We start from the raw sequence: 21870 nt of genomic DNA, 5'->3' as shown, positions 1-21870 counted from the left end.
ATGGCCCTGATCACCGAAGACATGCGCCGGATCGTCGAGGACGCGATGCTGTCCTATGTGGCCACCGTGCGCCCCGACGGCGCACCGAACCTGTCACCCAAGGGATCTGTGCGGGTGTACGACGACGAGCACCTCGCGTTCATGGACATGGCCTCACCCGGCACCGTGGCGAACCTGCGCCGCGACCCGCGTGTCGAGGTCAACTCCATCGACGTCGTCCGCCGACGCGGCTACCGCTTCCGCGGCACCGCCGAGGTGCGCGACCCGGGCGACGCCGTGCACACCTGGCTCGCCGACTGGCTGCTCGCCGCCAACGGCCCGGGTTACCCGTTCCACCACGCCGTGGTGATCCACGTCGACGAGATCCGCCCGGTCCTCTCCCCCGCGTACACCTTCGGCGAGGCAACGGAAGAAGAGCTGATACCCGCGTGGAAAGCTCGCTACAGCGCGATCGGCATCACCCAGGCCGAAAGGAACCTCGCATGACGGACACCATGCGGGCCGCCGGCATCAGCCGCTTCGGCGGCGACGTCGGGCCGCTCGAACTCGACGCGCCGCGCGGTCCGGGTCCGGACGAGGTGCTCGTGGAGGTGCGCGCGGCCGGGGTCGGCAATTGGGACGACATCGCCCGAAACGGCGAGTGGGACCTGGGCGTCCGGCCGCCGATGGTGCTCGGCGTGGAGGCGGCCGGGGTCGTGACGGCGGTGGGCAGCGCGGTGCGCGAGGTCGCTGTGGGTGACCGCGTGAGCGTGCACTCGGCGCCGCTGCGCACGCAGGGTGCGTGGGCCGAGCGGTTCCTGGTCGGCGCCGCCGAGGTCGCCGTGGTGCCGGAAGAGCTGCGTTTCGACGCGGCCGCGGCTTTCGCGGTGCCGGCGCTCACGGCCGACCAGACGCTGCGCGACGCCGTGGACGTGCGGGCCGGGGAGACCCTGCTCGTCCACGGCGCCGGCGGCGTGACCGGCCGGCTGCTGGTGGCGCTGGGCGCGCACTACGGTGCCCGCGTGATCGCCACCGGCGGCCCGGCCGGGGTCGAAACCCTGACCGCGCTGGGAGCCGCGCAGGTGCTGTCCTATTCGGACACCTCCTGGCCGGACACCGCGCGGGAGCTGGGCGTCGACTGCGCGGTGAACGCCGTGCCGGGCCAGGCCGAGCTCGTCCTCACCACGCTGCGCGACGGCGGCCGCCTGGCCACCATCACGTCCGACCCGCCCGCCGCGACGCGCGGCATCACGCCCGTGGAGGTGTACGTCGCGCCCGACGGACCTCGGCTGGCGCGGCTCCTCGGATTGCTCGCCGCGGGCACCTTGCCGCTCGAGGTCGGCGCGCGGTACTCCCTCGATCAAGCGGCCGCCGCGCTCGCCCACGTGCGCCGCGGCACCCACGGCACGGCGATCGTGGTGACCAGTCAGTGATTTCCGCGCGATCGTGGCGTCTTCTCCTTCCGTAGCGCAGGATGTGGGCATGCTTTCGAATCCGATGGTGCGCCGGCAGGAAAAGAACGTCGAGATCGCGGGGGTGCCGGCGTGACGCTGCGGGGTTACGTCTCGAACCAGGAACAGCTGCGGTCCGGCGAGGTCAGCCCGCGTGACTACCTCGAAGAGACGCTGAAGCGCATCGCCGAGCTCGACGGCGAGCTGAAGGCCTTCGTGGTGGTGAACAGCGAAGGAGCGCGGCGCGCGGCGGACGAATCGGCCAAGCGGTGGGCCGCCGGCGAGCAGCTGTCGGCGATCGATGGGATGCCGGTGGCGATCAAGGACATCATCGAGACCGCGGACATGCCCACGGGGCAAGGCTCCCCGATGTGGGAGGGCACCGACTGGAAGCGGGATTCCGCGAGCGTGCACGCGTTGCGCGAGGCGGGTGCGGTCATTCTGGGCAAAACGACCACGACCGAGTTCGCCTCGAAACACCCTTGGCACGACACCAAGAACCCGCACGATCCAGCGCGGACGCCCGGCGGCTCGTCGAGCGGCACGGCGGCGGCCGTCGGCGCCGGGATGGTGCCGGTGGGGCTGGCGACGCAGCTGCTCGGGTCGACGCTGCGGCCGGCGAGTTTCTGCGGGGCCGTGGGGTTCAAGCCGAGCGTCGGGGCCGTGAACCGCAGCGGCTCGCACGACCACTACAGCCAGAGCTGCCAGGGCTCGATCGGCGCGACGCTGGCCGACACGTGGACGGTGCTGCGCGCGATCGCGGACCGCGCCGGCGGCGATCCGGGGTACCCGGGGCTGGCCGGTGACGTGGACTTCAGCCGGCGCACCAAGCCGGTGAAGCTCGCCGTGCTGGAGACGGGCGGGTGGAGCTTCACCTCCGAAGGCGCGCGCCAGGCGTTCGACGCGGTGAAGCAGCAGCTGCGCGACCAGGGCGTGGAGGTCGTCGGCCGGGCGGAGGACCCCGCGCTCGAGGCCGTCGAAACCGCGGTGGCCGACGCCCACGCGCTGACCGTGGCGATCGTCGCGTGGGAGGGCCGCTGGCCGGTCAACACCTACTCCGACATCGACGCCGGCCAGCTCAGCCTCGACGCGCGCGATCGACTGAAGACCGCCGAGGCCATGACCCGGCAGGAGTACGCCGAGTTGCTGACCCGGCGCGCCGCGGCGCGTTCGACCTACGAGAGCGCTGCCGCGAACTACGACGCGGTGATCACGCTCGCTGCCTGCGGTGCGGCGCCGGTCGGGCTGGAGTCCACGGGCAACGTCGCGATGAACGTGACCGCGTCGCTGCTCGGTTGTCCCGCGGTGAGCATCCCGGTGCTGACCGATGAAGGTCTGCCGCTCGGGCTGCAGGTGATGGGGCGCACCGACCGGGACGCGGAGCTGTTCGAGGTCGTGACCTGGATCGCGGGCGAGGCGTTGGGGCGGCCCGATTTGGTGGGATGAGTTCGGGAACCGGCGTCGGTGTTCGTTTTCCCGGCGCCGGTAGCCCGGTGCGCACCGTCTGCGCTCGGGCCGCGGGTGATGGGCTGACGCGCGGACGTTCGACCTGGCCGGCGGGATGAGCGCTGGGACAGCCGGTCCTCGAGCCCGCGTCAGTGCAGGAAGCCGCCGTCGGTGCCCGACGGCGTGAGCACGGTGACCTCGACGGTCGCCAGGCGGGTGAAGCCGAGGCGTTCGTAGAGCGCGATCGCGCCGGTGTTGGTGGCGATGACGTGCAGGAACACCTCGTCGCCGTCGGCTCGGATGCGCGCGGCGACAGCGCGCATCAGGCGGGTGGCCAGGCCCTGTCCGCGGAAGGCCGGGTCCGTGCACACCGCGCTGATCTCGGTCCAGCCCGGCGGCGCGGAAAAACGCCGGCCGGCCATGGCGGCCAGCACGCCGTCGCGCCACAGACCGAGGTAGCCGCCGAACTCGATGGTGCGTTCGCGAAACGGGCCGGGTTTCGTGAGGTCGGCGAGCGCACGCATGGCGGGCACGTCGGCCGGCGTGAGCTCGCGCACCTCGGCGTCGTCGGCCGCGGCGAACCCGGCGCCGGAGAACTGCAGCACGGTCATGCGGTGCGGTTCGAGGTCGTGTTCGGCCGCCCAGCCCGCCGGCAGCGCGCCCGGCTCACGGTGCAGTGCGGCGCCGCCCGTGCGGTGCGCCAGCGTGGCGAGGTCGCGCCAGTCCTGTTCGGACGGTTGGGCCGGCACGGCCGCGAACGGCGCCACCGCGTCGAGGTACCGCAGCGCGCCACCCTCACGCTCGGCCAGGTGCGCGTGGCGGGTGCGCAGTGCCTCGAACACGACGTTGGTGAGCATCGACGGGTCCTGGGTCTGCGGCGAAATCGTGGTCATGGCCAGTACTCCCGGGCTTCGGCTGGTTTCCAGTGTGCTGAACGGCGCTAAGATGAAGCAAATCGATTGTTTTCATCCGCCGATCGGGAGATTCGATGGCTGTGACGCTGCGGCAGCTGGCCGTGTTCGCGGCCGTCGCCGAGCACGGCGGGTTCGGCGCCGCCGCCACCGCGCTCGGGCTGGGCCAGTCGTCGGTGTCGCATTCGCTGGCCGCACTGGAAACCGCGGTGCACGGCGAGGTCGTCCGGCGCGCCACGCCCGTGCGTCTCACGCCGCTCGGCGAGCTCCTGCTGCCCCACGCGCGCGCCACGCTCACCGCCGCTCGCGGCTTCGACGCCGCGGCCACGACCTACGCCGGCACGGCCGCCACCGCGACGATCAGCCTGTCCGTGCCGCCGACCGTCGCGCGCGGTCTGCTGCCCGGCCTGCTGCGGCTGTGGCACGAGCGGCTCCCCCAGGTCGAGATCACCGTGTTCGAGGCCGTCGACGACGAAATCGCGCAGTGGCTGGAATCCGGCACCGTGGACGCGTCGTTCCTGATCGACCCGGACCCGTTTCCCGTGGGCGGCCTGCACGTGGCGACCGACGCGTACGAGGCCGTGGTGCGCACCGACCACCCGCTGGCGGGCGAACCTCAGGTCGACCTGGCCGACCTGCTGGACGACCCGCTGCTCGTGACCACCTCCGGCTTCGTCGCCCCGCTGGAGCACCTGCACGCGACGGCCGGCGTGCCCTACCGGCCCGCGCGGCACATCCGGGAGCTGGCGACGGTGCTGTCCATGGTGGAAGCCGGCCTCGGCGTGGCGATCCTGCCGTCGCTGGCCGCCGCCATGCTGCCCGACGCGCTCACGCTGGTGCCGCTGCGGCCGCGGCTCGAACGCCGCCTGGTGCTCACCGGCCCGACGACGCGGCCGTGGCACCCGAGCGTGGTCACGCTGCGGGATCTCGCGGCAGATCTCGCTGGAACCAGTGGTGGGCGTAGGACTCGTCGTTGAACGCGTCGACCTCGGTGAAGCCGGCGGTTTCGTAGAGCCGCCGGGCTTCGACGAGGGCCTTGTTGGTCTCGAGACGCAGCGTGTGCGTACCGCGTTGTGCCGCCTCTTCGGCCAGCTGGTCGAGCAGCCGCCGGCCGAGGCCCAGCCCGCGGACGGTGTGCGAGACCCACATCCGCTTGATCTCCGCGATGCCGGTTTCGGCGTGGAGCTTGAGCGCGCCGCAACCCACCGGCGAGCCCTGCAGCGTGGCGACGAGGAGGAGTCCTTCGGGCAAGGTCATCTCGCTGTCGCCGGCCGAGATGCTCTGCGCGGGGTCGAAACCGGCGTCGAAGCGCCGGCCGAGCTCCTCGAAGTAGGACCGCAGGCAGTACCGCGCGTCCTGGCTGCGCGGATCCATCACCTCGACCCGCACGAGCGACGCGACGACCAGCTTCTCGACGTCGGCCATCGCCGAGAGGAGGCGTTCGCGCTGCTTGTCGGTCAACGGGCCCAGCATGGACTCGGCGAGCTCGTCGGAGGCCCGATCGAGCACGTCCCGTTCGGCGCGGCCCTGCTCGGTGAGCCGCGCGGTGCGCACCCGGCCGTCCTTGTCGCCGGGGTCGGTGGTCACCAGGCCCTGCTGCTCGAGCGCCCGGAGCTGCCGGCTGACGTGCCCGGAGTCCAACCCCAGGCGGGCGCGCAGAAGCCGCACTTCGGCGCCGTCGGGGCCGATTTCCCAGAGCAGCCGGGAGAGGCCCAGGGAACGCTCGCGGGAGAGGTACTCGTCCTCCAGTGCGCCGACCCGTTGGGTGACCACCCGGTTGAAGCGCCGGATGGCCTGGATCTGGTCGTTCATTCTCTGACCTTAGTCAGAGAATAGCGGCGGTGGCAAGCTCGGGCCGATCGAGCGGGTCCGACGTCCTCGCCGTTCCCGTCTCCGCCGACAGGCTGGGGCCATTGGTCCTCTGTGGACCTCAGGCCGGCCCATGGAGACCACGGGAGCCAGGAAACTCGGAGACGCGGGCCTGAACCTGGTTACTTTCCTTCCGAGGAAACGAAGTTCCGGTCGGAAAGCAACCGGATTCAGACGGCCAGGCGCGTGGTCAGCTCGGCGACGCCGTCGCCGCTCAGGTCCGGCAAGAACGTGGCGCGGCCGGCGATGGCCATGACCAGCGACAGCAGCGGGCCGCGAACTTCGGGGCCGACGCCCTCGTGGAAGTCGGCGTCGGTCGCGTGGAGGGTGAGGCCCTTGGCGAGGGTTTTGCTGTTGACGGCGAAGTTCTTCGCCACGAAGAACTTCGCCACCTCGAGGAGCCCCGCGGGGTCGGGCGCGTGGTGCAGACCCAGGGGCCGGCGGATGTCCTCGGAGTGCACGATGATCTCGCCGAGACCGGCTGGGGAGGGCTTGATCGGCGAGTCGATGGGTCCGGTGTGGCGGAACCGTTCGAGCGTTTCCTGCGGGGTGGAGCCGCGGAAGTCTTCGAGGCGGCGGCGGTTGTGGAGGCTCGCGTCGAAATGCGCGGCGAACATGCTGCGGAACCAGGCGGGCCGGCTCGTAGCCGCGGCGCCGCCGAGGTGCGCGACGACTTCTTCGACGTCCCAGTCGGCGCACAGCGTGGCGGCCCGCCACTGCGCCGGCTCGAGGGCACTCAGGTCGGCCACGAGCGCGGCCAGCTCGCGCTGCTGAATCTCGGGCAAATCGCTCACGGGGTGACCCTAGCGGCTCGGTCCGACAAAACCGGGGCGTGCGCGACCGGTTCACCGTTTTCGGTGCGCTGTGCCAATTTGTGACCTCGTGTTCGCCCGTGCCCCGTAACGACCGGCTCCTGGTGCCGATGATTCCTCGTCAGGTCAACGGAATCCGGGATGGGCGCACAGTGGACGAAGACGGCATCGAGAACCACCCGGACCTGATGGACCCGGATTGGCAGCGGCACGCCGAAAAGGAGGCCTGGGTCGGCTTCCGGCAGGACCGCCGCCGCGCGCACCGGCGCAAGTGGGTGACGATGTCGGCCGTCGTGGTCGTGGTCGTGGCCGGCGCGGGAGTCGGGCTCTACCTGTGGGGCCGATCGGGCGTCGAGCAGTCGACGGGCGAGGCCGGGCCCGATGCGGTGGCCGCCGTGTCCACTTCGGTCGCGACCACCACGACCGCACCCACCGACCTGCCGGACTACGCGCACGTGGACCTCACGCGGCCGTTCGACAACACACCGGCGCAGAACTGGACCGCGGGCATCGCCGGCCTCACCGTCGCGCCGGCCACGAAGGTCGGCGCGTTCTCGGCGGCGCAGGTGAAGCAGGCCGAGGACCAGGTGAAGCAGGCGATCACCGCCGCGCAGTTCGATCCGGACACTTTGGACGGCCACCACCCGGACAAGTACGTCGCCCTGCTCGCCCCCGACGACAAGGGCAACGTGCAGACCGACCCCGGCGGGTACGTGACCTACCTGGCCGACGGCCTCCACCTGCTGCCCGTGCCGCCCCGGATGACCGGCACGATGACCGCGAAGCCGCGCAAGGCCGGCGAGCTGGTGCTCCACACGTCCTACGTGGTGGCCTACGCCTTCGACCCCGGCACCCGCGTGATCTACGGCCCCGGCGACCTCGAACCCTTCGTCCGCGTGGAGGCCGACTACGTGGTGCGCAGTGGCTCGAGCTGGCGATCGGGAAGCCGTGGTCTGTGGGTCGAACAGATGAACCGCTACCTGACCGGCATCGCGTGCCGGAAGGACCACCTGCTCGCGCCCGCGTTCACCAGCGAGGACTACACCGCCGCCTCCCTCTCCCCCGAACCGGGACGCTTCGACCCCGCCAAGCCCGTGCCCACCGGCGACAACTGCAACGACTAGCCGGTTCTCCCAGCCGACGATTCGACCGCACCGCACGAGTTCTCGGGGTACGCGTGCGGCGCGGCCGGGTCGCGGGTCAGACGACGCCGGCGTCGATGAGTTGTTGCCAGATCACGCCTTGGTCGACGACTTCGACACCGAGTTTCTCCGCCTTGGTGAGTTTGCTCGCGCCGACGTCGGCGCCGGTGATGAGGAAGTCGGTGCTGGCCGACACCGACGACGCGGTGGTGGCGCCGGCCTGTTCGCACAGCCGTTGGAAGGTGGGGCGGGGCACCTTTTCGCCGGAGCGCGGGTCGTTGATGCCACCGGTGATCACCACGGTCTTGCCCGCCAGGGGCGCACCCGCGGCGACAACGGGAGGCAGGTCTTCCTCCAGCACGTCGAGGGAAACGCCGCGCTCGCGCAGCCGTTCGAGTTCGGGCTGCAGGCGGGTGAGGTGTTCGATGAGCGACGCGGCGACCTTCGGGCCGATGTCCTCCACCGCCACCAGACCGTCGACGCCCGCCTCGACGACCGCTTCCAGCGAGGGGAACCCCGCGCGGCACAGCCGGGCGGCCGTGCCCTCCGAGGCCATCGGGATGGCGAGCCCGATCAGCGCCCGCCGCAACCCCACGCGGCGGCTGGCGTCGATCGATTCGATCATGCGCGTGGCCGAGACCTCACCGATGCGGTCGAACTCCAGCAGCCGCTCCTTGGTGAGGCGGTAGAAGTCCGACGGGTGCTCGAGGATCCCCATCTCCGCGAGCCGTTCGATCCAGACGCCACCGATGGCGTCGATGTCCGCGGCCGCGCGGGAGGCCCAGTGGATGAGCCGCCGGACGGTCTGGGCGGGGCAGGCGACGTTGGTACAGAACAGTTCCCGGCTGTTGCCCTGCTCGGTGAGCGGCTGCTCGCACGACGGGCACGTGGTGGGCGGCACGATGTCGCGCTCGGCGCCGGTGCGCTTCGACGCGTCGAGCACCCCGGCCACGAACGGGATCACGTCGCCGGCTCGGCGCACCAGCACCGTGTCGCCGATCTTGATGCCCCGCGCGCGGATCACCTCCTGGTTGGCCAGGGTCGCGCGCGTGACCGTGGTGCCGCCCACGAACACCGGCTCCAGCCACGCGACCGGCGCGATCTTGCCGGTCTTGCCGACGTCCCACACCACGTCGGCCAGCACCGTGGTCTTCTCCTCGGCGGCGAACTTGAACGCGAGCGCGCCGCGCGGTGAGCTCGACCGCGTGCCCGCCGCCGCGTAGGCGGCGCGGTCGGCCAGGCGCAGCACCGCGCCGTCGAGGTCGTAGTCGAGGTCGTTGCGCTGCTGCTCGATCGTGGTGATCACGGCCTGCGCGGCCTCGGCGTCGGTGCAGCGCCGCATGTCGGCGGCGGTGAACCCGAGCGTCTGCAACGCGCGATCGAGGTCGGTGTCGGCGCTGTCCGGCTCGGTGTCCAGGTCGAAGGCGAAGAACCGCAGCCGACGCTCGGCGACCGTGGCCGGGTCCTTCGCGCGCAGGGTGCCGGCCGCGGCGTTGCGCGGGTTGATCAGTGGCTTGTCCGGGTGCGCGACGTTGTAGGCCGCGAACGTGGACCGCAGCATCACGGCCTCACCACGCACCTCCACGCGCCCCGGTGCGTCGACGCGCTCCGGCACGCCGTCGGTGAGCGCGCGCACCAGCACGGTGACGTCGTCGCCCGTGGTGCCGTCACCGCGGGTGATCGCGCGGGCCAGCCGGCCCTGCTCGTAGACCAGCGCCAGCGACAGGCCGTCGAGCTTCGGCATCACCACCACCGGCTGCCCCGGGAAGCGGTCGAAGAACGCCGCCACCTGCTCGGGCCGCGTCGCCTTCTCCAGCGACAGCATCGGCCGCGAATGCCGGATCGGCGCGTGGAGCACCGCCGGCGCCCCCACCTGCTCCAGCGGGTTGGGGTCCGGTGCCAGCTCGGGGTTGGCTTCGATCAACCCCCGCAACTCGTCCTCGACCACGTCGTACTCCGCGTCGGCCACCACCGGGGAGCCCCGGTAGTAGGCGTCGCGCAGCACCACGACCTGGTCGGCGAGTTCCTGAATCCGCTCTCGAGCCTTCACGTCGAGGACGCTACCCGGGGTCACCGACAAAACGGGAGCCACCGGGGCGGCCCGTCCTCATCGGACAGACCACCCCGGAGGGTCAGGCCGGCTCCACGCGGAACACCGCGATCCGCTCGGCCGAGTCGGCCACCGCGTCCGGCGACGCCGCCCCGGCCAGCCCCGTGGTCACGAACCGCTTGCCCACGCTCGCTGGACTCGTGGCCACCAGCTCCCGCAGCAGCGGCCGCCGGTCCTCCACGGGCACCTCCACCAGCCGCGCGGTGCGCGTCTTGCGGCCTCTCGTGAGCGTGACCGTGTCGGCGGCCCGCGCGTTCACGACCCAGGCCGCTTTCGGGAACGCCTGGAAGATGTAGCGGCCGCCGTCGAGCTCGTTCACGGCGATCGGGAAGGTGCGCGGCTGCCCGGTGCGGCGGCCCTTCACGGTGAGCAGCTGCATCGGCCCGAACGCGATCCCCCGGCGCTGCAGGCCCACGATGATCTTGTTGATGGTGTTGGTCATCCGGCGATAGCTGTCTGCGCTCATGTCGCCGAGCGTACCTCAAGTTCTACGAGACTCATATAATATCTGTTACGTATATTATGCGGGCCTCGCTACCATCGGGTTTCCGGACGAACGAGGAGACAGCGGCATGAGCCCAGCCCCCGACCGCGCCACCGCGCGCCGGCGCCGGCAGCTGACGACCGCGGTCAAGGACGCGGTCCGCGACCTGAACATCCAGCTCGCGCTGCTCAACCGGCGCTTCGGCAGCCGCGTGGAGCTGCGGGACGTCGACTGGACGTGCCTGGACCTGGTGAACCGCCACGGACCGCTGTCGCCCACCGAGCTGGCCCGGCGCGCCGGCCTGCACCCCGCCACGCTCACCGGCATCCTCGACCGGCTGCAGAAGGCCGGCTGGCTCGTGCGCGAACGTGACCCCGAATCCTCCGACCGCCGCGCCGTGACGCTGCGCGCGGTGCGCGAACGCAACGCCGAGCTGTTCGAGGTCTTCGCCGGTATGAACTCCCGCATGGACGAGCTGTGCGACCGCTACACCGATGCGGAATTGGAAGTGATCACGGATTTTCTGCGCCGGACGTCGACGGCGGGTGGGGATTCGGCCGAGGAACTCGCGAAGGGGTGAGCCGGAAGCCGTTGCTCGTGGTCAACCTCGAAATGCCCACTGTGGACGGTCGTGGTGGGTGTGGCTGTGATGGACGCGATGCGGACCGTTCGGTACGAGATTGAGCACGACCGGCTTTGATATCCGTCCACTGCGGACTGGGAGCCACGCCGGACATGACAAAGGCAGGGAATACTTCCCCTGCCACTTCCAACGTATACCGCACCCCAGGGCTTGCGGCAAGACCCCGGTGGTGCCGCACAATCGTCCACCGTGGCCGGAAGCGCTGGTGTCCGGCCCGGAGACGAACGGGAATCGGGGGAAGTTTTCGTGATCGATGTGATCATCGCCGGTGCGGGACCGACCGGCGTGATGCTCGCGGCCGAGCTGCGGCTGCAGGGCGTGGGTGTGGTGGTGCTGGAGCGTGACGCGGAGCCCAGCAAGATCGTGCGCGGGCTGGGTCTGCACACGCGCAGCCTGGAGGTGCTGGATCAGCGCGGGCTGCTGGAGCGCTTCCTGGAGCTCGGCACGCAGTACCCGATCGGGGGATTCGCGGGGATCGCCAAGCCGATCCCGCCGAACCTCGACACCGCGTTCCCGCACACGCTCGGCCTGGCGCAGACCGTGGTCGAGCGGTTGCTGACCGAGCACGCGCTCGAAGTCGGCACCGACCTGCGGCGCGGCGTCGAGCTGGTCGGGCTGAGCCAGGACGACGACGGCGTGACCGTGGACCTGGCCGACGGCAGCCGGCTGCAGGCGCGCTACCTCGTGGGCTGCGACGGCGGCCGCAGCACCGTGCGCAAGCTGCTCGGCATCGAGTTCGCCGGCGAGCCGTCGCGCCGCGAGTGGCTACTCGGCGAGGTGGAGCTCACCGCGCCCGCCGACGAGGTGCTCGCCGTGATGACGCGGGTCCGCAAAACCCAGCTCGGCTTCGGCGCCGGCCCGCTGCCCGACGGCGGCTACCGGCTCGTGACGCCCGCCCTCGAAGTGGCCGAGGACCGCACCCGCCCGCCGACGCTCGACGAGCTGAAGGAAGCCACGCTCGCCACCGCCGGAACCGATTTCGGCATGCACTCACCACACTGGCTCTCCCGCTTCGGCGACGCCACGCGCCTGGCCGAGCACTACCGCTCCGGCCGCGTGCTCCTGGCCGGCGACGCGGCCCACATCCACCCGCCGATGGGCGGGCAGGGCCTCAACCTCGGCATCCAGGACGCGTTCAACCTGGGCTGGAAACTCGCGGCCGCGGTCCACGGGTGGGCCCCGGCCGACCTACTCGACACCTACGAGACCGAACGGCATCCCGTGGCCGCGTCCGTACTGAACAACACGCGCGCGCAAGCCGAACTGATGGCCCTGGAACCGGGCCCCCAGGCCGTGCGACAGCTGGTGTCGGAGCTGATGGACTTCGAGGAGGTGCGCCGCTTCCTGATCGAAAAGGTGACCGCGATCGGCATCCGCTACGACTTCGGCGAAGGCCCCGAACTGCTCGGCCGGCGCCTCCGCAACATCACCCTCAAGCGCGGCCCGCTCTACACCCAGTTGCACGCCGGCCGCGGCCTCCTGCTCGACCAAACCGGCGCCCTGTCCGTGGCCGGCTGGGCCGACCGCGTGGACCACGTGGTGGACGTGAGCGAGGAACTCGACGCGCCCGCCGCCCTGCTCCGCCCGGACGGCCACGTGGTCTGGCTCGGCGCCGACCAGCAGGAACTGGAAGCCGGGCTGGCACGGTGGTTCGGCTCGTCCTGATGCACGCCTCGTGACGCTGCCGCCGGCTGCGTCGCGCGCCTCGGCGCCGGCCAGCAGGAACTGGAGGCCGGGCCGGCGCGGCGGTTCGCCCCGGCCCGTTGCGGACCCGGCGACGCAGCCGGCAGGCACACCCTCGACTGCGTCGCCGGGCTCGGTGCCAACTGGCACAAGTTGGCGAGTTGCTTCAGCCCGCTGTGACCCACACGCGGTGACGCGACCAGCACCACCGGCCGCGCAGTGTTGGCTCGATGCCAACCACCCGAGGCCGCAACCCGAACCGCCGCGGCCAACTCAGCGCGACCTGGCCCAAACCCGGCGACGCGACCGGCAGACACCACCACCGGCCGCGTCACCGGGGGTTCAGGCTTCGCTGCCCCAGCCGCGCTGGAAGCCGTCCGAGGTGAGGCCCTCGCGTTCGCCCGGGGCGTGGTAGATCGGCAGGTAGCGGTGTTCCTCGAAGGCACCCAGGTCTTTCAGCGCGGCGACCCCCGGGGACGCCAACCAGGCGTCCAGGGCGGCCGGGGAGTCCCAGTGCGTGAGGAGCAGGTAGCGGGCCGGCGCGAGTTCCGGGAATTCCTGCAGCGGGCCGACGAACTGGAACGGCTGGGCTTCGAACTCGCCGATCACCGTCTCGAACGGGCGCACGCCGAAAGAAGGCAAGGTTTCCCGGAGGTCACCGAGCACCTGCGCGACCGTGGTTTCCGGCAGCGGCGTCTCCCGTGCGAGCGCGATCTCCGAGAACACGCGGCCCGCCACCGTCTCGTCCTCGGCGGGCAGGCGCCACTTGCGCAGGTACACCGACTTGAACCACGTGCGGTGCGCCTTGTTCTGCACGGCCAGGTGCGCGCGGTCGTGGTACCAGTCGTCCATCGCGGCGGGCGTGGACCACTTGCCGCAGAAGTAGAGCCACGGCGAGTTGGCGATGGGGCCGCCGATCACCGCCCGGAAGCCCGGCGACGCGGCCGCCACCGGGCCGAACTTGTCCTGTGCTGCCCAGAATTGATCGTCCACTCCGGGATTGAGCGTGAAACACGCCTCCATCACGGTGAGGGTCTGCGGAATCGTCGTCGAAGCCGTCATGAGCCGTCCCTGTCGGTGTGGCCGCCGGAGCGAGGTGAGAGGTGGTGGTGTGACTGACCGCGGCACGGAACTTCGTGCCGACCGGGCTTTCGTGGTGCCGGACACCATATGACCCTCTCGCGACGATCGTCAACGACAAGCAATAAAACTGACGCCAACCGGGTGAACGTGGTTGTCCGCCAAGGTGTTCGAGTTTGAAAACACAACCGTGTGCAGTGAAGTTGACCCCACCGCCGGTCGAGGATACCGTCGAATTCCGCAGCACACCTGTGTGCACCGAAAGATCAGGCGTGCGAACCGCCGTCCATGCGCAGGGTCGCCCCGGAGACGTAGCCGGCTTCGGGACCGGCGAGGAAGGCCACGGCGGCGGCGACGTCCGCCGGCGTGCCCACGCGGCGCACCGGCACGGACTCGGCGAACTCGGCCGGGTCGCGGTTCAGCATGTCCGTGGCGATCGCGCCGAGCTGCAGGACGTTGACCGTGACACCGCGCGGGCCGAACTCGTGGGTCCACGACCGGGCGTACGCCTCGATGGCCGCCTTGGTGGCGGCGTAGTCGCCGTAGTCCGCGCTGCCGCCGCTGGAAACGGCGCCCGTCGAGCTGATGAGGATCACCCGCCCGCCCTCGCCCAGGTGCGCGGCGGCCGCGCGGGTGCCGGCGACCACGGCGTGGGTGTTCACGGCGAATTGGCGGCGGTGCGCCGCTTCGTCGCGGTCGGGTGCGCCGAGGGAACCGGTGACGAAAACCGCCGCGTTGTGCACCAGGATGTCGAGCCGGCCGAATTCGGCGACAGTGTCCTCGACCAGCGCCGCCGCTTCGTCCGCGTTGCCCGCGTCGGCGCGGAACGCTTGGGCCCGCACGCCGAGCGCGGTCAGTTCGCCAACGAGCGCCTCAGCCTTGTCCTTCGAGTTGACGTAACTGAAAGCGACGTCGGCGCCTTCACGCGCGAGCCGCAGCACGACACCCCGGCCGACACCGCGCGAACCACCGGTGACAAGAGCGACGCGGCCCTGCAGAACGTTGTTGTCCGTCATGATCACCACGGTGACCCCGCGCGAGAGGTCCGAACCACTCCACGACAGGGACTGGTTGCGTCAGGGCTGCGCGGGCGGCAGCTGCCGCAGCTTCTCCAGCTCGGCCGGATCCTGCAGTTCCAGCCAGCGGATCACTTCACTGTAGGTCGCGCACACCGTGTCCGGCTTCACGCAGACCTCCCCCATGAAGTCTTCCGTCGCCCCGGCGAACGCGCCGCCGGCCCAGTCGTTGAAGTGGTTGGCCACCACCAGCGGTGCGCGGTTGCCGGTGAACGCGGCCTGGTACGCGCCGCGGTAGGTCGCGAGTGTGTCGGCGCGGAACTCGGCGGTGCGCGAGGTGTCGTCGCGGGCGTGGTTGTACTGGAACCACAGGTTGTAGTCCATCATGATCACTTTTTTGCCCAGCGCGGGCACTTTCACGTACGGCATCCAGAACTCCCAGATCCCGTCGGTCTGTTCGGGCCAGCGCACGCCTTCCGACGGCCGGCTCGAGTCGTAGCGCAGGCCGGCCTGGCGCATCGCCGGCAGCGCCTGCTTCCAGTCGCCTTCGAGGCACGGTGTGCGGCCGCCGCGAATCGTTGCGGGGTCGACCTTGAGGCCACGCTGCGTGCGGGCCTGGTCGACGAATTGGAAGAACTGGGCCAGCTCGTCGCTCCACGCGGCGCTCGTCCAGTGTCCGACGCTGGGTTCGGCGCCGGTGCAGAAGTGGCCGTTGTAGTGCGTGCCGATCTCCTGGCCCTGCGCCACGGCGGTGTTGAGGTCGGCGACGAGCGTACGCACGTCCTGGTCCGAACCGCCGAAACCGATGGACGCCTTGCCCGCCTTGTGGCCGGGCCCCTGGTACTGGCCGCGCTGATCGTCGGTGAGCAGGTAGATGCCCGAGAGGAACCCGCTGAAGTGCGCGTGCACGCGCTGGGCCAACGGGAGGACGCGCTGCCAATGTTCATGGGAACCGGCGCCGTCGAAGGAAAAGAGCACGAACTGCGGAGGTTTCTCGCCTGGTTTCAGCTTGTGCAGCCAAGGTTCGGGGGCCGGCGCGGGGCCGGTGGCGGCCTGCGCCGGGCTGGCGCCGCCGCCGGTTTCCGCCGGGGCGTTGTCGAAGAGCAGGAGGGATACCACGGTCAAGACCAGTGCGACGGACAGCGCCAGCACCGTTCTTCGCCGTCTGACCTGGGCTCTGGTGGGTCTCCGCATCCTGGTTCCCTCCCCTTGGGCCTCGACGGTACGTCGCGTCAGCAGGGAAAACGCGCGGCACGCCGGGGCACCCCACCGGGATTTTTTGTGCGGATGCGGGCGCACCTGGTGATCATCAATCATCGATCCAGCACTAAGATCGCTGAATGGAGCTGAGGCAGGTCGAGCACTTCCTCGCGGTGGTGCGGTGCGGGAGCTTCACCGCGGCGGCGCAGGAAGTGCACGTGGTGCAGTCCGCGCTGAGCGCGTCGATCCGCAAGCTGGAAGGCGAGCTGGGCACGCCGCTGTTCGAGCGCACCACGCGCCGCGTCGAGCTGACCGAGGCCGGGCGCGCGCTGGTGCCCGCGGCGCACCGGATCGTGGCCGACGTGGTGGCCGCGCGCGGCGAAGTGGCGGCGGTCGCGGGGTTGTCGAGCGGACGCGTGTCGATCGGCACCATCCAGACGCTCACGGTCGTCGACCTGCCGGCCAAGCTCGGCGTGTTCCGCACGCGCTACCCGGGCGTGCGCATCCAGGTGCGGGAGGGCCTGGTGCCCGACCTCGCGGTCGCGGTGGCCCGTGGTGAGCTCGACCTGTCGTTCCTCGCCGGCGAGGAGCCCTTGGCCGGCGAGCTGACCGGGTTCGCCGAATGGACGCAGCACCTCGTGCTGCTCTGCCACTCCGCCCACCGCCTGGCCCGGCGCCGCCGCGTGCGCCTCGCCGAACTCGACGACGAACCGTTCCTCGACTTCAGCGGCAGCGGCATCCAGGCCATGGTCGCGCGCCGCTTCGCCGACGCCGGGCTGCGCCACAACCGCGTCTGCGAGGCCACGCACATGCCCCTGTTGGTGGACCTCATCGCCGCCGGCCTCGGCGTCAGCATCGTGCCGGAGCCGGTGGCCGAACGCTCCGGCCTGCCGTTCGCGCGCCTCGAACAGCCCGCGTTCAGCCGCTCGATCCACCTGGCGGGCCGGGGTCCGGCTCCGACGAACCCCGCGGCCCGGGCCCTGCTGGCTCACCTGCTGACCTGACCCGCTCCCGCGGCCGCGCGAACAGCAGCGCGCACCCGACCAGCCCGAGCGCCATGGCCACGGTCGGGTAGCCGACCAGCGCCGCGACGGCCGCGAGCGCCAGCGCGCGCACGCCGAAGCGCCGCAGCAGGCGGACGAGGTCCGTGGTCTCGGTGTCCATGCCGTCGAGTATTCGCCGCGCCGGGCCGGTCGGTCCAACGCAGTTTTTTGCTGAGATTCAGCTGCCGGAGAGCTGAATCGGAAGTGCTGCCCACGCAGAGGGGCACCGCGGCTGTCGATTTCGGCCGGCGCCGATCGACGCACTCGTGACCACACCGATCGAGGAGGACCACATGGCCGCCGACGACGCGTTCGGGCCCATCAGGCTCTACATGTCGATGTCTCTGGACGGGTTCATCACCGGGCCCGACGACCGGCGCGGGCAGGAGCTCGGCGCCGGTGGCTGGCGGCTCTTCGACTGGCTCGACCACCGCCACGGCGACGGAGCCAGCGGCCAGGTCTACCGCGAAGCCACGGCGACCGGCGCGGTGATCTCGGGCCGGCGCACCTTCGAGCTCGCCGGTCGGTGGCAGGGTGATCACCACGACGGTGTGGCGATCAACGTCCTCACGCACCACCTCGATCCGGACGACCGGCCGCCCGGCAGCGCGCGGTTCTTCACCGATGTCGGCGTGTGCGCGGCCGAGGCGAGGGCCGCGGCCGGCGGACGCGCGGTGCTGGTGCACGGCGCGGGTGCGGCGCAGGCGTTGCTGCGCGCGGGTTTGCTGGACGAGCTGGAGATCCACCTCGTCCCCGTGGTGCTGGGCAAGGGAAGGCGGCTGTTCGACGAGACCCGCGTCGAGCTGCGCCAGGTCCGGCAGCTGACCGATCAAGGCGTCACGCACCTGCGCTACGCCGTGGAGCGCGCCGAGGCGGGCCGCCCCCGGTGACCGGAGGCGGCCCGTCTCGGCGGGAGATCAGCTGTGCGCCAGGGCGGCCTGCGCGGCCGTCGGCGGAACGAGCTTCGGGTACTCCTTCTGGAACTTGGTGATCATCGTCGCCGACGGGACGATGCGGTTGGGGTTGGCCTGGCCCGTGGCCTGCTTCTCACCCCAGGCACCGGCGGCCTTGCGCTGGTCGGGAGTGCCGTGGCTGTGCTGGCAGTCGCCGATGGAAGCGTTGAGGTAGGTCACTTCCTGCTGCGTGCGGGAGTCCCAGGCCTCGCCCTTGGCGTGGGCGACGAAGTAGCCGCCGTAGGCGTCGGGGCCCATTTCGCCGGACTCGTTGCGCGGGAAGTTGTCGTGGGCGAAGTCGACCTGGTGGCCGTATTCGTGGCCCAGCACGGCTTCCACGGCGACGTCGTCGAAGCCGAGCAGGTTGGTCACGTCGAGGATGCCGTCACCGAGCATCACGCGCTTGCCGCCGAAGCTGTCGGCGGGCGCCGAAAACGCGTTGAGGGTGAGCAGCGCGTTGCGCCCGCCCTGCAGCACCGGCAGCTCGAACAGCACCTTGTTGGCGAGCGCGGCCGCGTCCTTCACGCGCGCCGGCGCGAGGCCGAGGCCGAAGGTCTGCGCCATCTTCGTGGGGCTGCCGAGATCGGTGCCCTTCCACGCGACGAGCTGCACATTCCAGCTCTCGATGTCCCAGAAGCCGCGCAGCTTCGAAATGGCCGACGTGGCGCGGGAACTGTACTGCCCGTCGGTGCCGAACACCTGCGGCTGCTTGTCGGTGGCGACACCTTGCGCGTAAAGCTGACCCAGCGCGGAAAGCGCGTCGAACGCCTGGCCTTCGACCGGCGTGAGCTGCGAGGCGAGCTGGTTCGCATACGTGAGCAGGGAGCCCTCGGTGCAATCCGCGGCCGGCGCCTGCTTCGCGTTGCCCTGCTTACGGCCGATGTGGTCGATCGGCGAGTCGATCAGCGAATCGACCCCGGCCCGCGCGCTCGCGGGAATGCCGCCGTAAAGGTCGATCACATCCTGGTACAGCTGCGTCACGTCCTGCTCGACCGTGGACGGCGCGGGCTCGGCCGCGAACGCCGGCACCGCCGTCGCCACCGTGAGCGCACACAAAGTACCGGCGGCGGCCAGGGTTCTGCTGAGCGAGCGTGGAAGTTTGGGCACAGGTGTTCCCCTCCTGAGAAAAGACCCGGGATCAAGATCACTAAGCAAGATCACCCTAGGACGGACTCAGGCCGCGAAACGGGCACGTGCCGAATACCCCCGAGATGGCCTACACCATTCGGCGGTTCGGCAGTTCTTTAGTCTGTACCGCTCAGTGGGCCTGCGGCGAAAACCGACGAAAGTGCTGGGCCGGACAGGGGAAATCGCGTCCTGGACTCAACTTTTTCGGGCTTCGGCAATTCCGGCGGAAGGGTGGCGCAGTTTCCGCTCAGCGGGAAACCCTTTGCCGCAGCGCGTCACCGGCCGGTGTCGGCGGCCCAGAATTCCTTCAGCTCGTCGGTGACGCCGTAGAACTCGCCTTTCGCCCGCTGCGCGCGGTGGTCCGGCGCCCGATCGAACGCGACTCGCCGGCGTTCCTCGGGCGTGAGCTCCGGGAGTTTCCGGCGCCGCTTCCGGGCGAGGTCTCGTGGCCGGCCGTCGTGGACGAACACGGCGGCCGAGGCGATCGCGCGGGCCACCATCATGCTGGCCCCCGAGGGCGTCGTGGGGCCGTACAAGAGAATCCAGTCCGCGGCGGCGCACACCTTCATGAAGTCGTCCTCGCTGCACGAGACGACCCATTCGGCCGTGGCCGCTTCCCCGTATTCCAGCAGATCCTGCGCAGCCGATCCTCTGCTCGTGGACAACATCGAACGCCCCCTTCTCAGTGCATTTCGAACGAGTGCAACAACGCCGGAAAACGTTCGAACGCCTCCCCCAGCCTCGCGGCCAGTTCCTTCAGCAACGGCAGCCGCGTGGAGACGAACTCCGCCACCGGCAGATAGCCCGAAACCGTGGAACAGCTCACGCCCGCGATCACCGAGCCGCCGAAAACGGGGCAGCCCAAGGCGGTGATGCCGACGTCCAGTTCGTCCACGACCACCGCGTAGCCGGCCTGGCGAGCCTCGGAAAGCCGGGTGCGCAGGTCGTCCGGAGAAGTGACCGTGGACGCGGTGCGCGGCGCGAGCGTGGCCGCGGCGAGGAAGGCGTCCACCACGGCCGGACGTTCGTGGGCCAGGATCGCGCGGCCGGAGGCGCTGACGTAGGCCGGCACCCGCGCGCCCGGGGTGATGGCGAAGCGCATCAGCCGGTCGGTCTGCACGTGGCAGACGTGCAGGATGTCGGTGCCCGCCAGGGCCGTGAGGGAGACGCTGTCGCCGGTTTCGTCGCGCACGCGCTGCAGCAGCGGCTGCGCCAGGCTGCTCAGGTTCATGGCCCGCGTGTAGCCCGCCGAGAGCTCGAGCACGCGCGGCGTGAGCACGAACCGCTTGTCCACCTGCGCGAGGTAGCCGAGCTCCACGAGCGTGAGCAGGAAGCGGCGCGCGGCGGCCGGGCTGAGGCCGGTGGCGGTGGCGACCTGGCTGAGGGACATTTCGGGCTGATCGGGACCGAAGGCCCGTAACACCGTCAATCCCCTGGCCAGCGAGGTGACGAACTGTTCCTTGTCCGCGCTTGACATCGTCGCGATGCCCTTCCTAATCTCCGTTTACCGCCTAGCGGAAAATTATTCGCTAGGCGAAATACTAGCACTGCTCCGGCTCAACGAGGAGGCTCGGCGTGCGAGACCAGCGACCTGACAGTGCACAGTGGACACACCTGACCAGACGAGCGACCATCGCCGCGTCGTTCGGCACCGTGGTCGAGTGGTACGACTTCTTCCTGTACGGCACCGCTTCGGCCTTGATCTTCCCGAGCCTGTTCTTCCCGTCGGCCAGCTCGCTCAACGGGTCGCTGCTGTCGTTCGCCACGTTCGCCACCGGCTTCGTCGCGCGGCCGCTCGGCGGCGCGATCTTCGGCCACGTCGGCGACCGCATCGGGCGCAAGAACGCGCTGGTCGTGACCCTGCTGGCCATGGGCATCGCGACGCTGGCGGTCGGCCTCCTGCCCACCTACGCACAGATCGGCGCCGCCGCGCCGGTGCTGCTGGTGGTGCTGCGGATCGTGCAGGGCATCGGCACCGGCGGCGAATGGGGCGGCGCCGCGCTGCTGACCAAGGAGAACGGCAGCGCCCGGCCCGGGTTCTGGGGCGGGTTCCTCTCCAGCGCGGTGTTCGTGGGCCTGATCCTCGCGTCCGTGGTCTACGTGATCATCGGCGCGCTGGTGAGCAACGACCAGCTGCACTCCTGGGCCTGGCGCATCCCGTTCCTGCTCAGCGTGGTCCTGGTCGGCATCGGCCTGTGGGTGCGGCGCGGCCTGCCGGAGACGCGCGAGTTCACCCGCATCAAGCAGGCCGGCGACCAGGAACGCGCACCGCTGGTGAAGGCGTTCCAGCAGCCGCGCAACATGCTCGCGATCTTCCTCATGCGCGTGGGCCAGAACGCGACGTTCAACATCGTCTCGGTCTTCATCCTCACCTACGCGACCACACAGCTCGGGCTCGGCAAGTCGCAGATCCTGTGGGCCACGGTGATCGGCGCCGCCGTCGCCTGCGTGCTGTGCCCGGTCTACGGCCACCTCGGCGACCGCTTCGGCTTCGGCCGCGTGATGATCGTGAGCCTCGCGTTCCAGGCCGTGTTCGCCTTCCCGTTTTTCCTGCTCGTGGACAGCAAGGGCGTCGCCCCGGTGATCATCGCCGTCACGGTCGGCATCGCGGGCGCCGGTGCGGCCACGGACGCCATCCAGGCCGGCTACTTCGCCGGGCTGTTCAGCACGCGCAGCCGCTACAGCGCGATCTCCGTGGGCCGCGAGGGCGGCACCGTGGTGGGCGGTGGCCTGGCGCCGCTGATCGCCACGGCGTTGCTGGGCTGGCAGCACGGCAGCCCGTGGGCGATCGCCGGCTGGATGGCGCTGACGAGCCTGATCGGCATCGTCGGGGTGCTGCTGGTGCGTCCTCACCACGAAACCGAAACCGTGGTGGCCGAGTCCGGCCGGACCGGTTCGGCCCTGATCTGACGGGAACCGC

Annotated in this window: 21 protein-coding genes; 10 read left to right on the top strand and 11 right to left on the bottom strand. The window is 70.7% G+C overall.

The window, feature by feature from the left end; all coding sequences use genetic code 11:
- From VSH64_RS45120 to VSH64_RS45110, 3 genes are all read left to right on the top strand, one after another.
- Positions 1-486, top strand: coding sequence for a pyridoxamine 5'-phosphate oxidase family protein (locus tag VSH64_RS45120; protein WP_326568857.1), 486 nt, complete (start codon positions 1-3; stop codon positions 484-486).
- Positions 483-1412: an NADP-dependent oxidoreductase gene (locus tag VSH64_RS45115; protein WP_326568856.1), complete on the top strand. Its 930-nt coding sequence runs from the start codon at positions 483-485 to the stop codon at positions 1410-1412. Before VSH64_RS45120 ends, VSH64_RS45115 begins: the two co-directional genes overlap by 4 nt.
- Positions 1413-1523: 111 nt before the next feature.
- A complete protein-coding gene (locus VSH64_RS45110) occupies positions 1524-2876 on the top strand; it encodes an amidase (protein ID WP_326568855.1) in 1353 nt (450 codons plus the stop codon).
- Positions 2877-3025: 149 nt separating this feature from the next.
- On the opposite strand, the gene VSH64_RS45105 is transcribed toward VSH64_RS45110, so the two are convergent.
- Positions 3026-3769 carry a GNAT family N-acetyltransferase gene (locus VSH64_RS45105; RefSeq protein WP_326568854.1) on the bottom strand — a complete coding sequence of 248 codons (744 nt, stop codon included), beginning with the start codon at positions 3767-3769 and terminating at the stop codon, positions 3026-3028.
- A gap of 95 nt (positions 3770-3864) precedes the next feature.
- On the opposite strand from VSH64_RS45105, the gene VSH64_RS45100 reads away from it, so the two are divergent.
- Positions 3865-4764 carry a LysR family transcriptional regulator gene (locus VSH64_RS45100; protein ID WP_326568853.1) on the top strand — a complete coding sequence of 300 codons (900 nt, stop codon included), beginning with the start codon at positions 3865-3867 and terminating at the stop codon, positions 4762-4764.
- Here VSH64_RS45100 and VSH64_RS45095 read toward each other — a convergent pair.
- Both VSH64_RS45095 and VSH64_RS45090 read right to left on the bottom strand, forming a co-directional pair.
- Positions 4700-5599 carry a MarR family winged helix-turn-helix transcriptional regulator gene (locus tag VSH64_RS45095; RefSeq protein WP_326568852.1) on the bottom strand — a complete coding sequence of 300 codons (900 nt, stop codon included), beginning with the start codon at positions 5597-5599 and terminating at the stop codon, positions 4700-4702. The genes VSH64_RS45100 and VSH64_RS45095 overlap by 65 nt on opposite strands.
- Before the next feature lie 227 nt (positions 5600-5826).
- Positions 5827-6450: a maleylpyruvate isomerase family mycothiol-dependent enzyme gene (locus tag VSH64_RS45090; RefSeq protein ID WP_326568851.1), complete on the bottom strand. Its 624-nt coding sequence runs from the start codon at positions 6448-6450 to the stop codon at positions 5827-5829.
- A 98-nt stretch (positions 6451-6548) separates the two neighbouring features.
- Between VSH64_RS45090 and VSH64_RS45085 the strand changes: the two genes are divergently transcribed.
- Positions 6549-7592 carry a hypothetical protein gene (locus VSH64_RS45085; protein WP_326568850.1) on the top strand — a complete coding sequence of 348 codons (1044 nt, stop codon included), beginning with the start codon at positions 6549-6551 and terminating at the stop codon, positions 7590-7592.
- A gap of 76 nt (positions 7593-7668) precedes the next feature.
- On the opposite strand, the gene ligA is transcribed toward VSH64_RS45085, so the two are convergent.
- Positions 7669-9660 carry an NAD-dependent DNA ligase LigA gene (gene ligA / locus VSH64_RS45080; RefSeq protein WP_326568849.1) on the bottom strand — a complete coding sequence of 664 codons (1992 nt, stop codon included), beginning with the start codon at positions 9658-9660 and terminating at the stop codon, positions 7669-7671.
- Between the two features lie 82 nt (positions 9661-9742).
- The gene (locus VSH64_RS45075; protein ID WP_326568848.1) at positions 9743-10186 is read right to left on the bottom strand and encodes a nitroreductase family deazaflavin-dependent oxidoreductase; all 444 of its coding nucleotides are present in this window, start codon (positions 10184-10186) and stop codon (positions 9743-9745) included.
- 106 nt (positions 10187-10292) lie between these two features.
- On the opposite strand from VSH64_RS45075, the gene VSH64_RS45070 reads away from it, so the two are divergent.
- The gene (locus VSH64_RS45070) at positions 10293-10784 is read left to right on the top strand and encodes a MarR family transcriptional regulator (RefSeq protein ID WP_326568847.1); all 492 of its coding nucleotides are present in this window, start codon (positions 10293-10295) and stop codon (positions 10782-10784) included.
- Positions 10785-11093: 309 nt separating this feature from the next.
- The gene (gene rox, locus VSH64_RS45065; RefSeq protein ID WP_326568846.1) at positions 11094-12512 is read left to right on the top strand and encodes a rifampin monooxygenase; all 1419 of its coding nucleotides are present in this window, start codon (positions 11094-11096) and stop codon (positions 12510-12512) included.
- Positions 12513-12872: 360 nt separating this feature from the next.
- On the opposite strand, the gene VSH64_RS45060 is transcribed toward rox, so the two are convergent.
- The 3 genes from VSH64_RS45060 to VSH64_RS45050 all read right to left on the bottom strand — a co-directional run bounded on the left by VSH64_RS45060 (position 12873) and on the right by VSH64_RS45050 (position 15820).
- Positions 12873-13592 (bottom strand): antibiotic biosynthesis monooxygenase family protein, encoded by a 720-nt coding sequence (locus tag VSH64_RS45060; RefSeq protein ID WP_326568845.1) that lies wholly within the window; start codon positions 13590-13592, stop codon positions 12873-12875.
- 284 nt (positions 13593-13876) lie between these two features.
- Positions 13877-14626, bottom strand: coding sequence for an SDR family NAD(P)-dependent oxidoreductase (locus VSH64_RS45055; RefSeq protein WP_326568844.1), 750 nt, complete (start codon positions 14624-14626; stop codon positions 13877-13879).
- A 60-nt stretch (positions 14627-14686) separates the two neighbouring features.
- Positions 14687-15820, bottom strand: coding sequence for a polysaccharide deacetylase family protein (locus tag VSH64_RS45050; protein WP_326568843.1), 1134 nt, complete (start codon positions 15818-15820; stop codon positions 14687-14689).
- Positions 15821-15966: 146 nt separating this feature from the next.
- Here VSH64_RS45050 and VSH64_RS45045 point away from each other — a divergent pair, with 146 nt between their 5' ends.
- On the top strand, positions 15967-16830 hold the full coding sequence (locus VSH64_RS45045) for a LysR family transcriptional regulator (RefSeq protein WP_326568842.1): 864 nt from the start codon (positions 15967-15969) through the stop codon (positions 16828-16830).
- Between the two features lie 305 nt (positions 16831-17135).
- Positions 17136-17759, top strand: a complete 624-nt coding sequence (locus VSH64_RS45040; RefSeq protein WP_326568841.1) for a dihydrofolate reductase family protein — start codon at positions 17136-17138, stop codon at positions 17757-17759.
- Between the two features lie 27 nt (positions 17760-17786).
- Here the strand turns inward: VSH64_RS45040 and VSH64_RS45035 are convergent, their stop codons facing one another.
- From VSH64_RS45035 to VSH64_RS45025, 3 genes are all read right to left on the bottom strand, one after another.
- Positions 17787-18929 carry a hypothetical protein gene (locus VSH64_RS45035; protein WP_326568840.1) on the bottom strand — a complete coding sequence of 381 codons (1143 nt, stop codon included), beginning with the start codon at positions 18927-18929 and terminating at the stop codon, positions 17787-17789.
- 296 nt (positions 18930-19225) lie between these two features.
- Complete coding sequence (locus tag VSH64_RS45030) at positions 19226-19618, bottom strand: hypothetical protein (RefSeq protein WP_326568839.1); 393 nt, start codon at positions 19616-19618, stop codon at positions 19226-19228.
- 14 nt (positions 19619-19632) lie between these two features.
- Positions 19633-20427 carry an IclR family transcriptional regulator domain-containing protein gene (locus VSH64_RS45025; RefSeq protein WP_326568838.1) on the bottom strand — a complete coding sequence of 265 codons (795 nt, stop codon included), beginning with the start codon at positions 20425-20427 and terminating at the stop codon, positions 19633-19635.
- Positions 20428-20525: 98 nt separating this feature from the next.
- Here VSH64_RS45025 and VSH64_RS45020 point away from each other — a divergent pair, with 98 nt between their 5' ends.
- Positions 20526-21860 (top strand): MFS transporter, encoded by a 1335-nt coding sequence (locus tag VSH64_RS45020; RefSeq protein WP_326568837.1) that lies wholly within the window; start codon positions 20526-20528, stop codon positions 21858-21860.
- The last annotated feature ends 10 nt before the right edge of the window (positions 21861-21870 follow it).

Source organism: Amycolatopsis rhabdoformis (assembly GCF_035918295.1).
Classification (GTDB): domain Bacteria; phylum Actinomycetota; class Actinomycetes; order Mycobacteriales; family Pseudonocardiaceae; genus Amycolatopsis; species Amycolatopsis rhabdoformis.
The sequence above is the reverse complement of the archived record's forward strand: the minus strand, read 5'-3'. Positions and strand labels throughout refer to the sequence as shown.